12 protein-coding genes and 1 pseudogene are annotated in these 15,270 nt (G+C 68.0%); 4 read left to right on the top strand and 9 right to left on the bottom strand.

What is annotated here, in order from left to right; translation table 11 throughout:
* Positions 1-447: 447 nt before the first annotated feature.
* Positions 448-1,443, top strand: coding sequence for an ABC transporter substrate-binding protein (locus MOTC310_RS09015; RefSeq protein ID WP_331301562.1), 996 nt, complete (start codon positions 448-450; stop codon positions 1,441-1,443).
* A 380-nt stretch (positions 1,444-1,823) separates the two neighbouring features.
* Positions 1,824-2,456, top strand: a complete 633-nt coding sequence (locus MOTC310_RS09020; protein WP_331301563.1) for a tyrosine-type recombinase/integrase — start codon at positions 1,824-1,826, stop codon at positions 2,454-2,456.
* 167 nt (positions 2,457-2,623) lie between these two features.
* Here MOTC310_RS09020 and MOTC310_RS09025 read toward each other — a convergent pair.
* A pseudogene (locus MOTC310_RS09025) lies at positions 2,624-4,505 on the bottom strand (GAF domain-containing hybrid sensor histidine kinase/response regulator).
* Between the two features lie 281 nt (positions 4,506-4,786).
* On the opposite strand from MOTC310_RS09025, the gene MOTC310_RS09030 reads away from it, so the two are divergent.
* Together MOTC310_RS09030 and MOTC310_RS09035 are read left to right on the top strand one after the other, a co-directional pair.
* On the top strand, positions 4,787-5,560 hold the full coding sequence (locus tag MOTC310_RS09030) for a COG4705 family protein (RefSeq protein ID WP_091778561.1): 774 nt from the start codon (positions 4,787-4,789) through the stop codon (positions 5,558-5,560).
* Between the two features lie 35 nt (positions 5,561-5,595).
* The gene (locus tag MOTC310_RS09035) at positions 5,596-6,372 is read left to right on the top strand and encodes a COG4705 family protein (RefSeq protein WP_091778562.1); all 777 of its coding nucleotides are present in this window, start codon (positions 5,596-5,598) and stop codon (positions 6,370-6,372) included.
* 37 nt (positions 6,373-6,409) lie between these two features.
* Here MOTC310_RS09035 and MOTC310_RS09040 read toward each other — a convergent pair whose 3' ends face one another.
* The 8 genes from MOTC310_RS09040 to MOTC310_RS09075 all read right to left on the bottom strand — a co-directional run bounded on the left by MOTC310_RS09040 (position 6,410) and on the right by MOTC310_RS09075 (position 15,234).
* Positions 6,410-7,738: a sensor histidine kinase gene (locus MOTC310_RS09040; RefSeq protein WP_091778563.1), complete on the bottom strand. Its 1,329-nt coding sequence runs from the start codon at positions 7,736-7,738 to the stop codon at positions 6,410-6,412.
* The gene (locus MOTC310_RS09045) at positions 7,738-8,400 is read right to left on the bottom strand and encodes a response regulator (protein WP_091778564.1); all 663 of its coding nucleotides are present in this window, start codon (positions 8,398-8,400) and stop codon (positions 7,738-7,740) included. Before MOTC310_RS09045 ends, MOTC310_RS09040 begins: the two co-directional genes overlap by 1 nt.
* Before the next feature lie 77 nt (positions 8,401-8,477).
* Entirely contained in the window at positions 8,478-8,870 is a 393-nt protein-coding gene (locus tag MOTC310_RS09050; protein WP_091778565.1) for a hypothetical protein, read from the bottom strand.
* 154 nt (positions 8,871-9,024) lie between these two features.
* On the bottom strand, positions 9,025-9,810 hold the full coding sequence (locus MOTC310_RS09055) for a COG4705 family protein (RefSeq protein WP_091778917.1): 786 nt from the start codon (positions 9,808-9,810) through the stop codon (positions 9,025-9,027).
* A gap of 117 nt (positions 9,811-9,927) precedes the next feature.
* A complete protein-coding gene (locus MOTC310_RS09060) occupies positions 9,928-13,038 on the bottom strand; it encodes an efflux RND transporter permease subunit (RefSeq protein WP_331301564.1) in 3,111 nt (1,036 codons plus the stop codon).
* A complete protein-coding gene (locus tag MOTC310_RS09065; RefSeq protein WP_244513909.1) occupies positions 13,035-14,249 on the bottom strand; it encodes an efflux RND transporter periplasmic adaptor subunit in 1,215 nt (404 codons plus the stop codon). Before MOTC310_RS09065 ends, MOTC310_RS09060 begins: the two co-directional genes overlap by 4 nt.
* Positions 14,246-14,458, bottom strand: a complete 213-nt coding sequence (locus tag MOTC310_RS09070; protein WP_091778567.1) for a hypothetical protein — start codon at positions 14,456-14,458, stop codon at positions 14,246-14,248. The genes MOTC310_RS09065 and MOTC310_RS09070 overlap by 4 nt, the downstream gene beginning before the upstream one ends.
* Before the next feature lie 11 nt (positions 14,459-14,469).
* Positions 14,470-15,234 (bottom strand): COG4280 domain-containing protein, encoded by a 765-nt coding sequence (locus MOTC310_RS09075; protein WP_091778568.1) that lies wholly within the window; start codon positions 15,232-15,234, stop codon positions 14,470-14,472.
* Between the last annotated feature and the right edge of the window lie 36 nt (positions 15,235-15,270).

Here is a 15,270-nt window from a genome sequence, read left to right on the forward strand (position 1 = left end):
GAACAGAATGTGCTTATGGACTACCGGAACGACTTCACGCCCTCCGAGCAGCGCCGGTGGCTCGCGGACCAGACGTGGGCTTGGAGAAGCTACGACCTCATAGCTCGATCTCAGTCCGTTGAGGCTCTGGCACAATCTCTTGAGCTTCTGCGTGTTCCAGTCTACCGGCGGCCGAAGCTAAGCAAGGACGGCTGAGGCATACCCAAAACGAACCGACGCAACCATCCGCAATGGGTGGCTTCGCGACGGTCTGCTTTCGCTTAGCCGCCAGCAAGCGGACTTTCACCGCTGCCGCTGCGACCTTATAGCATCGCGGAGTCGCTGGTCTAGACGCAGGTCGAGGACGGGGCGATGGCCCCTTGTTCTCGTGGCGTCCTTTGACCGGGCTGTATACCTTACATACCCTATGATGCCATTGTAGACGGCACGATCCGTGGGGGAACGCAGATGAAACGCCGTCAGTTCCTTGCTGCTGGTGTAGCCTACGCTGCTGGATTTAGTTGCTTGAGTGTATCTGCCCTCGAAAATAAGTTATTTCGACTCGCCTTGATACACCCATCGAGACCTGTCGAACAAATGACGAGGCAAGGCTCGCCATTTTATAGAGCAATGTTTTTAGAGCTTGAGAAACTTGGCTTTATTGAAGGAAAGAATCTTGAGATAGCACGGTACTCCGCACTTGGGTCGCGCGAAGCTCTGCAGAAAATCGTTCATGAAGCCGCGCTGCGAAATCCAGACGCAATTTTAGCTTCTAGCGGACGAACGGTGTTGATGCTCAAGCAGGAGACGCAAACCGTTCCTGTTGTCGGTTTCGTTAGCGATCCGATTTCATATGGGATCGTGAACTCCATAGCTCACCCCGGAGGCAATATTACCGGGGTCATTGTCGACGGTGGAATCGAAACATGGCAGAAACGACTTGAATTATTGAGAGCTGCGAAGCCGTCCATTAAGAGCATATTCCACGTCGCTCCACGATCAGCGTCGGAAAGTCGAGTAGGCGTTGCTATCAACGATGCAGCCCGAAACGTTGGACTGACCCTGGTTGGACCTCCGGTCGAGAGCCCGCATCAAGCGGCGGAATATCAGCGAGCATTTTCCGAGGCAGAATCATCGGACGCTTGCTTGATAAATGCAGCTCCAGAAAATTTAACAGCACGCAAGCTCATTTGTGAACTCATCACCGAGAAACGTCTTCTGGCGATGGCACCCTATCGAGAATTTGCCGTGGATGGTTGTGCAATGTCGTACGATTTCAACTTGATAGATCTGAACACCTATGCGGCGCACCAAGTTGCCAGTATATTTCAGGGCACAAATCCTGGAGAGATCCCGTTTTATCAACCAAAGAATTTCAATTTTGTGATAAACTCATCCGCGATGGAGCGCCTCGGTTTGACATTGGACGCGAATGTTTTAGCGCGGGCAGACGAGGTTCTTTAATCGATCTGGCGCTCAGATGCCATCGGTCGGCGCGGGAGCCATCCACCCCATCTACTTTGGCGAAGCGCCAAAGGCGATTTGGTCGGCAGATATGCGTCGCAAACGGCTGTAAGGGCCGGTTCGTTAAAGGCGCACCCAAATCAGATCAACCGTTGCTGGCTTGAACGTCCGATTTCGCCCGCGGTGCTGAAGGCCGTTCGCCACCCCGAGCCGAAGTTGCCGAATGGCTGACAAACGTCCGCTTCAGGGGAACGCCGACAGCGGTTCTGCCGGCTGGGTTGGGTCGCAACCAGCCCGTCCGCTTAGGCTGACCTCACCCCGGGGGCATCGGATCGAGTGTCTTCTCGCCTGGTCGGCATGGGCCGGCGAGGAGACAGACGATGGGACACTCCGCATACGATCCGGCAACGAAAGGCCGATCGGCCTGGAACGCTGGCCGCAAGCTCGGGGCCAAACGAGCACTCAAACCTCAGCAAGTCTGGGCCATCCGGTTCTGGCTCGACCGCGAACGGCGCACCCGCGACCGGGCGATGTTCGATCTCGCCATCGACAGCAAACTTCGTGGCTGCGACATCGTAAAGCTAAAGATCGGCGATCTCGTCAGTGGTGGTCGCGTCCGTGGCCGGGCTATCGTCATTCAACGCAAGACCGGCCGACCAGTGCAGTTCGAATTGCTCGAACCCGCCCGTACCAGCATCCTCGCATGGCTGGAGGCCAGGGGTGGAACGCTCGACGACTATGCCTTCCCGAGCCGGCTCGACGGCGTCACGCACATCAGCACCCGGCAGTATGCGCGCCTGGTCGATGAGTGGGTCACAGGCATCGGGCTGCGCAGCGAGGACTATGGCACCCATTCCCTCCGACGCACGAAGGCGTCGTTAATCTACAAGCGGACCGGCAACCTGCGTGCCGTCCAGATCCTGCTCGGCCATACCAAGATCGAGAGCACGGTCAGGTACCTCGGCGTCGACGTCGAAGATGCTTTGACCCTAGCCGAAGGAACTGAGATTTGAGCGTTCGGCCCCTCGGCTTCTGCGTCGAGGGGCTTCGAGACCAGCCCAGCAGCAATGCGCCCAACCCAGTCACTCGAAGGTCGAGAACAGCGCTTCCGAAGCGGACATCGACTGCAATCGCTACTTCAAGCCCCACGACCAGGGCCTCTATGCCACGCGATCCGATCTCAGCGAACGGCCGGGGCCCCAGCCACTTGCGGTTCGGCGACGAGGTCCCGGATGCGCTCACCGAGTGCGTCCATCCGGAACGGCTTCGTCAGCACCTGCATGTTTGGCCCTAGGAGTCCGTCGCCGACCGCCGCGCACTCGGCGTAGCCAGTGATGAAAAGCACCTTAAGGTTGGGCCGGCGCGCCCGGGCCGCATCCGCCATTTGGCGCCCGTTCATCCCGCCGGGGAGACCGACGTCGGTCACCAGCAGGTCGATGCGCGCCCCGGACTGCAGCACCTTCAATCCCGCGGCCCCGTCGGCTGCCTCAACCGTCGCGTAGCCCATGTCGGCCAGGACATCGACGAGCAGCATCCGCACCGAGGGTTCGTCGTCGACGACAAGCACGGTCTCGCCCCGGCCCACGCGTCCGAGGCGGGCCGTCTCGTCGGCGGCGGCATCCGCCCTCGGCCTCACCGTGGTAGCGCGGCAGGTAGAGGCAGACGGTCGTGCCCAGCCCCACCTCGGAGTGGATGCGCACATGGCCGCCCGACTGGCGGGCGAACCCGTAGATCATCGACAGGCCGAGGCCCGTGCCCTCGCCCATCGGCTTCGTGGTGAAGAACGGCTCGAACACCCGCGCCACCACCTCGGGCGGCATGCCGGTGCCGGTGTCGGTCACGCAGATGGAGAGGTACTGGCCCTCGGGGATGTCGTAACGGGCCCCGTAGTCGCGATCGACCCAGCGGTTGCCGGTCGCGATGGTGATGCGCCCGCCATTCGGCATCGCGTCGCGGGCGTTGATGCACAGGTTGAGCAGCGCGTTCTCCCGCTGCCCGGGGTCGATCAGCGTCGGCCAGAGGCCGGCCGCCCCGACCACGTCCAGGGCGACATGCGGCCCGATGGTACGCCGGACCAGCTCCTCCATCCCCGAGACGAGGCGGTTCACGTCGGTGGGCTTCGGGTCGAGGGTCTGGCGGCGCGAGAAGGCGAGCAGGCGGTGGGTCAGCGCGGCGGCGCGCTTGGCGGCACCCTGCGCCACCGACATGTAGCGTCCCACATCGCCGAGCCGGCCCTGGCCCATGCGGGTCTGCATCATCTCCAGCGACCCGGAGATGCCGGCGAGCAGGTTGTTGAAATCGTGCGCGAGGCCGCCGGTCAATTGCCCGATGGCCTCCATCTTCTGCATCTGCCGGAGCTGCCCCTCGGCCGCCATCAGCTCGTCGGTGCGCTGCCGGACGCGCGCTTCGAGCGTCTGGTTGAGGTCGCGGAGGCGGGCCTCGGACTGGCGCAGGCGCTCCTCGCTGGCGCGCAGGGATTCCTCCGCCTTGGTGCGTTCGAGCAGGTCGGCGGCCTGTCGCGCCAGGATGTCCAGAAGCCTGAGGTCCCGTTCCGTCGGCTCGTGAGCCTCGGCCCAATGGGTCGAGATCATGCCTAGCAGCCTGCCGTCGCGCGCCATCAGCGGGGTCGTCTGTGCGGCCCGGATGCCGGCCCGGCGGAAGGCGAGCAGGTCGTCGGTCCCGGCGATCTCGTCCCAGGCCTCGAAGTCCGGGACGACGAAGCGACCGCCGAGCCTGAGCGCCGCCGTGCAGCTCGTCACGGCAGCCGGATCGACCATCGCCCAATGCCCCTCGGCCTCCGGCGTGATCCCGCGCGAGTACAGCAGTTCGAGGTGGCCGGGGTGCGTAAGGTGGTCCGCCGGGCAGAGCCTCTGCATCGTGCCGTAGTCGGAGCCCGTTATCTTGACGGCGGCGTCCACGACCTTGCCGCAGAGCGCCCGGAGGTCGTTCTCGCCGATCAACTCGACGCAGATGCTGTGCAACAGGTCGAGGTCGGATTGGTCCTGGTCCTGCGTCTTGGCGGGGCGGCGGGACTTCGACGGGAACGCGACCACTGCGGCCATGGGTGGACACTCCACGCGCGGTTATAGCCCCGCGTGACCCATACGCCGGATGAAGCCTAAGCGTTCCGGAGGCCGGCGAACCTAGCCGGCAACCGTTGCCGAGTTGCTACAGAAGGCGGACCCGACCGTTCGTGCCCTCGGAGTTCAGGCGATGCCGCCGAGGCCTCAACGCGGAAAGTCCGTACCCGCTAAGTCTGCGCTCAGTCTGCTGCGTCACCGGCTCCGTCGCGGACGAGCCCTGCGACGGGGCCTCGTTCCGAATGTGCGAGGATCGACCCGGAATGCAGGCGGAACGACGGTCAGCACCGAGCAAGGTACCGGCGGTGACCCGCGGCTATTGGATCATTAAGATCGTCGCGACGACGCTCGGGGAGGTAGGTGGCAACGCCGTGACGCTGACCCTCGGGCTCGGCTACCTCGCCGGAACGGCCATCTTCGCCTCCGCCCTGATCGTCCTGCTGGCCGCCCAGTTCCGGGCCGAGCGGTTCAACTCGTTGCTGTACTGGGCGGTGATCACGGCGACGACGCTCGCCGGCACGACGCTGGCCGACTTCTGCGACCGCTCGCTGGGCATCGGGTACCCGGGCGGCTCCATCCTGCTCCTCTCGCTGGTCGTCGCCACCCTTGTCCTCTGGAAGCGGACGCTCGGGACCATCGCCGTCGAGACGGTCCACTCGCCGAAGGCCGAGGGGTTCTACTGGGCGGCCATCATGTTCTCGCAGACGCTCGGCACGGCCCTGGGCGATTGGATGGCCGACAGCACGGGGCTCGGCTACAACGGCAGCGCCGCGCTCATCGCCGTCGCCCTGGCGGTCGTCGCCGGCCTGCACTTCCTGACGAAGGTCTCCCGGCCGCTGCTCTTCTGGGCCGCCTTCGTCCTGACGCGCCCGCTGGGCGCCACCCTCGCCAACTCCCTCGACAAGCCGGCCGCCAACGGCGGCCTCGGCATCAGCGACATCACGATCTCCGCCGTCCTCGCGGCGGCGATGGTCGCCTGCGTCCTGCTGATCCCGCAGCGGGCGGGGCACGACCTGGAAGACCGGGAAGCGGCCTGACGCCGGCATCCCTCACGAACATCGGAAGGCAGCCCATGGACGACGCCCATCGACAGGCCCTGAGCAAGGTGCCGGCAGTCACCCTCGGCTTCTGGGTCGTCAAGATCCTGGCGACGACCCTCGGCGAGACCGGCGGCGACACCGTCACGATGACCCTCGGCTGGGGGTACCTCGCGGGGACGGCCTTGTTCGCCGCGCTGCTCCTGGCCCTCGTCGCCGCGCAGATCGTGGCACACCGGTTTAACCCGGTCCTCTACTGGGCGACCATCATCGCCTCGACCACGTTCGGCACGACCATGGCGGACTTCGCCGACCGGTCCCTCGGGATCGGTTACGCCGGCGGCTCGGCCCTGCTCCTCGCCTGCCTCGCTGCGGTGCTCGGGGCCTGGTACGCCTCCGAGCGCACCCTCTCGGTCGACACCGTCTCGTCCCCGCGCGTCGAGGCGTTCTACTGGGGGGCCATCACCTTCTCCCAGACCCTCGGCACCGCGCTCGGCGATTGGCTCGCCGACACCAACGGCCTCGGCTACGAGGGCGGGGCGCTCGTCTTCGGCGCGGCCCTCGCCGTGGTGGTCGCGCTGTACTACGGGACCCGGGTCTCCCGGGTCGGGCTGTTCTGGGCTGCCTTCATCCTGACGCGGCCCCTCGGGGCGATGGTCGGCGATTTCCTGGACAAGCCGCTGGCGGAGGGCGGCATGAACCTCAGCCGACCGCTGGCGTCCGGCGTCCTCGCGGCCCTCATCGTCCTGCTCGTCGTGTTGCTGCCCCAGCGCCCGGGCCGGCATCCCCACGCCGAGGCCTTGAACCGGTGAACGCGGACCGGCCCCACCCCCATGCCGGCTGCGGTGCTTACGGGATGACGGCGGAATCGGATCGGGCCTCGCTCGCGGCGGGGATCCGCACGGTCGCCACGAGGCCGTGGGGCCGGTCGGTCCGGTTCGCGAGCACGACGGAGCCCCCGCATGTTTCCGCGACGCTCCGGACGATGGACAGCCCGAGGCCTGTGCCCTCGGTCTCGACGTGGCCGCCGCGCACGAACGGATCGAGGATGCGGTCGATTTCGTCGGCCGCGATGCCCGGGCCGTCGTCGGTCGCCCGGAAGACCGCGAAGCCGGCCTCCGCATAGACCTCGACATCGATCCGACCGCCCACCGGCGTGTGCCGCAGCGCGTTGTCGAGCAGGTTGCGGATCATCACGCGCAGGCTGGTCGGGTCCGCCCTGACGTCCGCCGGCTCGATGCGGCTGAAGCCGAGGTCGGTCGACCTCTCGTCGGCGACAGGGATCATGGCGGCGACCACGTCCCGGGCCGCCGCGTCGAGCGACGTCCCTGCGGTGGCGGCCGCCGTGCCTTCCTCGTACCGGGCGAGGGACAAAAGCTGTTCGAGAAGGTGGCCGAGACGCCGGATGCCACCCTGGAGCGCGGCCAAGCGGGGAAGGGCCTCCGCCGGCATGCCGAGCCGCGACAGATTCTCCGCCTGGACGGTCAGCGCCGTGACCGGGGTCCGAAGCTCGTGCGCGGCGTCGGCGACGAAGCGGCGGCGATGCTCGACCATCTCGCCGACGCGCCCGAGGAGCCGGTTGATCGCATCGATGAAGGGCAGGAGCTCGACCGCCACCCCCTCGGCCGGCAGGGTTCGCAGGTCGTCCGGGGGCCGTGCGTCGAGACGTCCGGCGAGGACCGACAGCGGCCTGAAGCTCGCCTGGATGATCACACCGACCAGCAGGAGCAGGCAGGGCAACAGCAGCAACAGGGGAACGAGCGTCTGGAGGAGCGTGTCCCTGACGCGCTCGTCCCGGCTCGCGGTCGATTGGGCGATTCCGACGCGTTTGCCGTCCGGGCGCGTTCGGACCAGGAGCCGCCACCGTGCGCCACCCTTCCCGACCGTCGAGATCCCGTCGGGGGTGTCGCCCGGGACCCCCGCCAGGGGCGAGCCCGGACGGACGGCCCCCAGGACCTCGATGACGACGCGGAACTCCGGTTCGTCCTGGGCGTCGGTCAGGTCGAGGCCCGTGCCGCCCGCCTGGACTGCGAACCGGTCGACCTGGTGCAGGACGGCGTCCTGGAGTTCCGTGGCCTCCTCGGCGGCGCGACGGTACGACAGCAGCCCGAAACCGATGTTCGTGCCGACGACGAGCACCGACAGTCCGACGAACAGGCGGGCCCGGACTGAGCGCATCACGTCGGCCGGTCCACCATCCAGCCGACCCCGCGGACGTTGCGGATGACGGCGTTGCCGAGCTTGCGGCGCACGGCGTGGATGAGGAACTCGACGGCGTTGCTCTCGACCTCCTCGTTCCAGCCGTAGATGCGCCCCTCCAGGTCATGGCGCGACAGGATCGCGCCGGGGCGATGCATGAGAGCCTGCAGGCAGGCGAATTCCCGCGCCGTCAGGCGGCAGGCGGTGTCGCCGGTCCGGGCCTCGAAGGTGGACGGGTCGAGGCTGACGACGCCGTTGTCGAGCAGCGGCGCCGCCGCGCCGCGCGGACGGCGCAGGACCGCCCTCATCCGGGCGAGCAACTCACCTGGCTCGAATGGCTTCGTGACGAAGTCGTCGGCGCCGACGTCGAGGCCGCCGATGCGGTCGTCCAGCCCGTCGCGCGCGGTGACGATGATGACGGGCATGGTCGCGCCGTTCGTTCGCAGGCGCCGCAGGACGGACATCCCGTCGTCGCCCGGGAGGCCGAGGTCGAGGAGGACGATGTCGTAGGCCTCGGTCGCCGTGGCATCCTGGGCGGACGCGCCGTCACGGACCCAGTCGACCGCGTAGGCCGCGTCCCGCAACGCCTGCTGGAGCGCGGCCCCGATCATCCTGTCATCTTCGACGAGGAGAACCCGCATCGTCCCATCCATCCCGTCGCCGCACGGCGCGGCGTTCTTCCTCAGGCAGCCGAAGGCCCGCGCCGCCGACGGCCTCCTCAGCCAACCGCGTTCATGGTCTGCACGAGGTCGGCGAGCGCGACCTTGCAGGCCGCGGCGGCCGGCGCCGAGGCACGCAGCGCGTCGAGGGCGCGGTCGATGGCCTTGTCGACCTTGTGCCAATCCGCCGCCGCCCGGGGCTTCAAGCCGGCCTCGGCCTCGTCCCACTGCGTTTCCAGATCCTTGATCCGCGCCTTGGCGGCGGCGAGATCGCCCTTGTCGACGAGGGCCTGGGTGTCGACCGCGATGGCCTTGAACTGGCCCAGGTCGCCCAGCTTCGATGCGGCGGCCTGCGCGGTGCCGAACGAGGGGCCGGCCCAGCCTTCCGCTTGCAGATACACGGAGGTGAAGGCCAGGATTGCGGCGGCGCAGGCGACGGTCTTGACGGTCATGGAAAGCGCTCCTCTCGAACCGATGCCCGTATCCGGACATCGTGGCCCGTCTGCTCCCCTTCACTTAGTCCCCGCTTAGGGGTGGAGAGCGCCCGCGTTCGGCGGCGGCCAGCCTTCTCGGCCCCGTCCCGGGGAAGGACACCGACCGGCGCGGTCACGCCCGCTGCGCGGTGCGCGCGGCTCCGGCCGGCGCGGCGTTGAAGGTCACGAAGGCGACCAGGGCGACGATGACGCTCAGGAACACGAGGCTCGTGACGACGGTGCCGAAGCCGAGCCCCCCGTACTCCCGGGATTGGGAGAGCAGGTCCCCGAGGGCCGCGCCGAGCGGACGGGTCAGGACGTAGGCGACCCAGAAAGTCAGGACGGCGCCGGCTCCGAGACGACGGGCCAGGGCCGTCGCGGCGATCAACGATCCGAAGGCGACGACGCCCCAGTCGAAGCCGAGCCCCAGCGCCTCCGTAGCGAGGTCGCCCGCCGCCGTGCCGAGCGCGAAGGTGAGCAGGATGGCGAGCCAGTAGAAGCCCTCGCGCCTCCGGGTCACGATGGTGCGGATCGAGAGCGTGCCCTCGAACGCGTGCCAGAGCGCGAAGGTCGCCGAGAGGGCGACGGCGAAGGCTGCGGTGCTGGCGTAGAGGCTCACTTCCAGCTTGTCCGTCAGGAAGTCGGTCAGTTGCGTGCCGACGATGCTGACCAGCAAGACCGTGAGCCAGTAGATCCACGGCACGTAGCGGCGCGTGCGGGCCTGGAGGGCCAGCGCGGCGGCCAGAAGCGACACCATGATGGCGCCGGTGACTGCGGTCCCCAGGCCGACATGGACGGCGAGGTAGTCGGCGCCGGTCTCGCCGACCGTGGTCGACATGATCTTGATGACCCAGAAGATCAGCGTGGCCTGCGGGACCTTGTTCAGCATGCGCGCGGAAGCGCTCACCGTCGGTGTCATCGCCATTCCCCTTCGGTCTGCATCGGGTGACGCGAGGGTCAGGGAAGCGGCTTAGGCGTGGCTTAGGGGCTCGGGGCGCACCGGCGCCCCGCATCGTGGATCGCCGGCGAACGACGGTCATCGCGCCTCGACCGCCGGGCGCCCTGCCTCGGTCGGCCGGCGCCGGGTGAGCGCCAGCCTGAGCCTGTCCATGTAGAGGTAGACGACTGGCGTGGTGAACAGCGTCAGCACCTGGCTGACGGCGAGGCCACCGACGATCGCGTAGCCGAGCGGCTGGCGGATCTCCGAGCCGGTCCCGGTGCCCAGCATCAGGGGGACGCCGCCGAGCAGGGCGCACAGCGTCGTCATCAGGATCGGGCGGAAGCGCAGCAGGCAGGCCTCGTGGATGGCCGCCTCCGGAGACTTGCCGCCCTCGCGCTCTGCCACGATGGCGACGTCGACCAGCATGATGCCGTTCTTCTTCACGATGCCGATGAGCAGGATGATCCCGATGATGCCGATCATGTCGAGCGGCCGCCCGACCAGCATCAGCGTCGCCAGCGCGCCGAGGCCGGCCGAGGGCAGGGTCGACAGGATGGTCAGCGGGTGGATTGTGCTCTCGTAGAGCACCCCCAGGATCACGTAGACCGCGAACAGGGCCGCCAGGATCAGCGGCGGCGTCGAGCCGAGCGAGGTCTGGAAAGCCTGGGCGTTGCCCTGGAACGCGGTCGCCACGGAGGACGGCATGTGCAGGTCGGCGGCCGCCTTCTGCACGGCCGCGACCGCCGCGCCGATGGTGGCGCCCGGGGCGAGGTTGAAGCTCAGGGTCACGGACGGGAACTGGCCCTGGTGGTTGACCACCGCCGGCATCGTGCCGGTCTCGATCCTGGCGATCTGGCTGAGCGGCACGGAGGTGTTGTCCTGCGACCGGACGTAGATCCGCTGCAGGGCGTTGGGCCCGAGCTGGTAGTGCGGGTCGACCTCCAGGATGACGTAGTAGTAGTTCAGCGGCAGATAGATGCGCGCCACGTGGCGCTGCCCGAACGCGTCGTAAAGCGTGTTGTCGACGGCGGCCGGGTCGATGCCGAGGCGCGAGGCGGCCGTGCGGTCGACCACGACGTTGAGCATCCGCGCCGCCGACTGCTGGTCGCTGGCGACCGCTGTCAGCTCGGGCAGCTTCCGCAGCGCGTCGAGCAGCTTCGGGCCGTAGTGTTCGAGCTCCGACTGGTCGATGTCGGTCATGGTGAACTGGTACTGGGTCTTCGAGACGACGGCGCCGATGGTGATGTCCTGGGCGGCCTGCATGTAGACCTTCATGCCCTGGACCTGGTCGAGGGCCTTGGACAGGCGGGCGATCACCTGGTCGGCGGTGACGTTCCGCTCGGTGTCCGGCTTCAGCGTGATGAAGACGCGGCCGTTGTTCTCCGTCACGGTCGGACCGCCGGGGCCGATGTAGCCGGCGACGTCCGCCACCGCCGGATCCTTCATGATGATGCCGAGGATGGCTTGCTGGCGCTGCTTCATGCCCTCGGGCGAGACGTCCTGGGCCGCCTCGCTGATACCGACGACCAGGCCCGTGTCCTGCTGCGGGAAGAAGCCCTTGGGGATCGTCCAGAACAGGTAGCCGGTGAGCGCCACCGTGCCGAAGAAGGTCAGCAGCGTGACGAAGCGGTAGCGCAGGGCCAACTTCAACCCGTCGTCGTAGCGCGCGGTCAGCCAAGTGAAGAAGCCCTCCAGCCAGCGCGATAGCCGTCCCGGGGCCTTCTCCTCGCCGCCTGGGAGGAGCCGGGCGCACATCATCGGCGTGAGCGTCAGCGACACGATGACCGAGACGAGGATCGACACCGCCACGGTCACCGCGAACTCGCGGAACATCAGCCCGACGACGCCGCCCATCAGGAACAGCGGGATGAACACCGCCACGAGCGAGATCGAGATCGACAGGATCGTGAAGCCGATCTCACCGGCCCCGTCGAGCGCCGCCTGCATCGGGCTGGCACCCTCCTCGATATGGCGGACGATGTTCTCGACCATGACGATGGCGTCGTCGACCACGAAGCCGATGGCGATGGTCAGCGCCATCAGCGACAGGTTGTCGAGGCTGTAGCCCAGCACGTACATCACCGCGAAGGTGCCCACGAGGGAGATCGGCACCGACACGGCGGGGATCACCGTCGCCCAGAGCCTGCGCAGGAACAGGGCGATGACGCCGACCACCAGCACGATGGTCAGGAGCAGGGTGAACTGCACGTCCTTGACGCTGGCCTGGATGGTCTGGGTCCGGTCCGAGGTGATCCGCACGTCGATGCCCGGCGGCAGCGAGGCCTGAAGCTGCGGCAGCGCCTTCTTGATGGCCGCCACCGTCGCGATGACGTTGGCGCCGGGTGCCCGCTGCACGGCGAGCGCCACGGCCGGCTTCTCGCCGACCCAACCGGCGATGGTGACGTCCTGGGGCGCCTTCACCGCGCGCCCAAGGTCCCGGACCCGGATCGGGGCCCCATCGCGGTAGGCGACGATGGCGTCCTCGAAGCCGGCGGCCGTCGTGATCTGGTCGTTGCTCTGCAGGGCCACGGCCTGCTGGCCGCCGTAGAGCTGCCCCTTGGGCTGCAGCACGGTCAGGTTCGAGAGGGCGGTCCGCACCGTCTCGAAATCGAGGTTCTCGGCAGCGAGCTGGGCCGGGTTGACCTGGATGCGGATGGCCGGGCTCTGCAGGCCACCGACGCCGACGAGGCCGACCCCCGGGATCTGCGAGATCTTCTGGGCCATGAGCGAGTAGGCGTAGTCGCTCACGGTCGTGATCGGGAACACGTCCGACGACATGGCGATCAGGAGGATCGGCACGTCGGCCGGGTTGGTCTTGCGGTAGGTCGGCGGGTTGAGGAGCGCCGCCGGCAACTGGCCCTGCGTGGCGTTGATGGCCGCCTGCACGTCGGAGGCGACCGAGTCGATGGTCCGGCCCCGGTCGAATTGCAGCGAGACCTGGGTGAAGCCCGTCCCGCTGCTCGACGTCATCTGGGTGAGGCCGGGGATCTGGCCGAACTGGCGCTCGAGCTGGGTGGCCACCGAGGAGGCGACGGTCTTCGGGTCGGCGCCGGGCAGCTGCGCGGTGACCTGGATCGTCGGCGAATCGACGTTCGGGAGCGAGGCGACTGGCAGGAGCGTATAGCTGATCGCGCCGAGCACTACGACGGCGAACATCAGCAGGCCGGTGGCGACGGGCCGCCGGATGAAGCCGGAGGAGATGTTCATGGCAGCATCCCCGCCGAGGCCGTGGAGGTGTCGGGCACTTGGTCCGGCGACGCGGGCGTGATCCGCGTGCCGGGTTTGAGCCGGTACTGGCCCTGGACCACGACCGTCTCGCCGTCCTTCAGACCGTCCGCGACCAGCGCGACGCCGCGGGTGCGCTGCTTGACCGTCACCGGGCGGACCGAGATCGTGTCGTCCGCCCCGACCACGTAGACGAACTGGCCTGTGTCGCTGACCTGCAGGGCGTTGGTCGGAACCGTCAACGCCCCCTTCTCGACCGAGGTGGTCACCGCGGCGTTGACGAAACTGCCGGCCCAGAGCTGGCGCTGGGCGTTCGGGAAGACCGCCTTGAGCTGCACGGTGCCGGACCTCGGGTCGGCCTGGTTGTTGATGAGGAGCAGGGTGCCGGTGTCGAGCTTTCGGTCGCCGGACTGGTCGTAGGCGGTCGCGGCGACCGGGCCCCGGTTCAGGGCCGCCTGCACGGCCGCGATGTCGCTCGTGGGCAGGGTGAAGAGCACGCTGATCGGCTGCACCTGCGTCAGGACGACGATGCCGTTGGTGTCCGTGGGATTGACGATGTTACCGATGTCGACCCGGCGGATTCCGGTCACGCCGTCGAAGGGCGCGCGCAGCGTCGTGAAGTCGAGTTCGGTCTGCGCGTAGTCGATGGCGGCCTGGTCGCCCTTCAGAGCGCTCTCGGTCTGCGCGATCTGGGCGCGCTCGCTGACGACCTGCTGGTCGGTCGCGAAACCCTTCTGCAGGAGGGGCTCGTTGCGGGCGAGGTTGGTCTTCTGGTTGGCGAGCAGCGCCTGGTCCTTGGCCAGCTGGGCCTGCGCCTGTTCGAGGCGGGCCTGGTAGATGCGCGGGTCGATCCGGGCGAGCACGTCGCCCCGCTTCACGAACTGGCCCTCCGTGAAGTCAGCACTCTGCAGGTACCCGGTGACCTGGCTGCGGATTGTCGCCAGGTTCAGCGCGTTGACCGTCCCGACGCCGGTCAGGACGATGGGCACGTCCTGGGTCCGCACGGCCGCCGTCACGACCGGCACGGGCGCCGGGGCGGCGGCTTCCGGGGCCGGGGGAGGTGCCGCCTCGTGGCGATAGGCGGCAAAGCCGACGGCGCACAGGGCCAGGACGGCGACCATCAGGCCCCGTGGACCGCGTCGCGTGGACGGCGTGCCGTGTCCGCCGTCCAAGGGTGTCGGCGTACCGGTCATCGCGCGGCTCCCGAGCGACGCAGGACGCTCTCCACGAGGATCGCCGCAACGCCGCAGAAGAGCAGGATCGCCATCCAGGGGACCGGCTGCGGCGCCATGGTGGCGAACACCCAGACGAAGGCGATCCAGCCTAGGGTGGCGGCGGCGAAACCGACATCGTCGACGACGAGGCCCAGAAGCTCCCGGGCGATGGCTCTGATGGCGTTCATGACGGATCGGCTCAGCGGAGGGCCAGGAATTGACCGGTGCCCGCGCGGCGGCGGCACAGCGGCACGGCGAGCGAGGCGACGGCGAGGAAGCCGAGGGTAAGCCCGAGGATCGACCAGTCGGCGCCGGGCCAGTCCAGGCTGATGCCTTCGCCGACCCAGAACGTGCCGAACGCCGCGAGCAGGACCCCGACTACGAACTTGAGCGCGTTCTCGGGCACCGTCGACAGCGGCCGGTGTAGGATGAGGCCGAGCGCCGCCACGAGCAGGAGTGCGGCCACGGCCCCGACGCTTGCGGGAACCAGGAGGCCGGCGCCGCCAGCCCCGACGGCGATGACGATGAACACGACCTCCAGGCCTTCGAGCATGGTGATCTTGAACGCGGTGGCGAACCCGACGGCGTCCCAGGCGCCATCGGAGGGACCAGCCGCCCGCAGGCTGCCGGTCTCCCGTTCGTAGGCGACGGTCTCGTCATGAAGGGGGATGACGCCGGCCGCACGCAGGACGGCCTTCCGCAACCACCGGAGGCCGAACAGCAGGAGCAGCCCGCCGACGACGAGTTGGACGTCCTGGAGCGGTATGCGGGTCAGCGCCGGGCCGAACATCAGCACGACGGCCAGCAGGAGGGCGAGGGCCGCGCTGGTGCCGGTGAGGGCTCCCCGCCATCCGCGGATCGCACCGACGGCAAGCACCACCGTCAACGCCTCGACGAATTCGACCGCGGACGCCAGGAACGCGGCGAGCGCCGTCGGCCATGCATGGATCCAGTCGACGGTCATCCGGGTCGCCCTCCTGCCGACGGGCCTGCGCGCATC

This window comes from Methylobacterium oryzae, assembly GCF_036441375.1.
GTDB classification, from domain to species: Bacteria; Pseudomonadota; Alphaproteobacteria; order Rhizobiales; family Beijerinckiaceae; genus Methylobacterium; species Methylobacterium oryzae_A.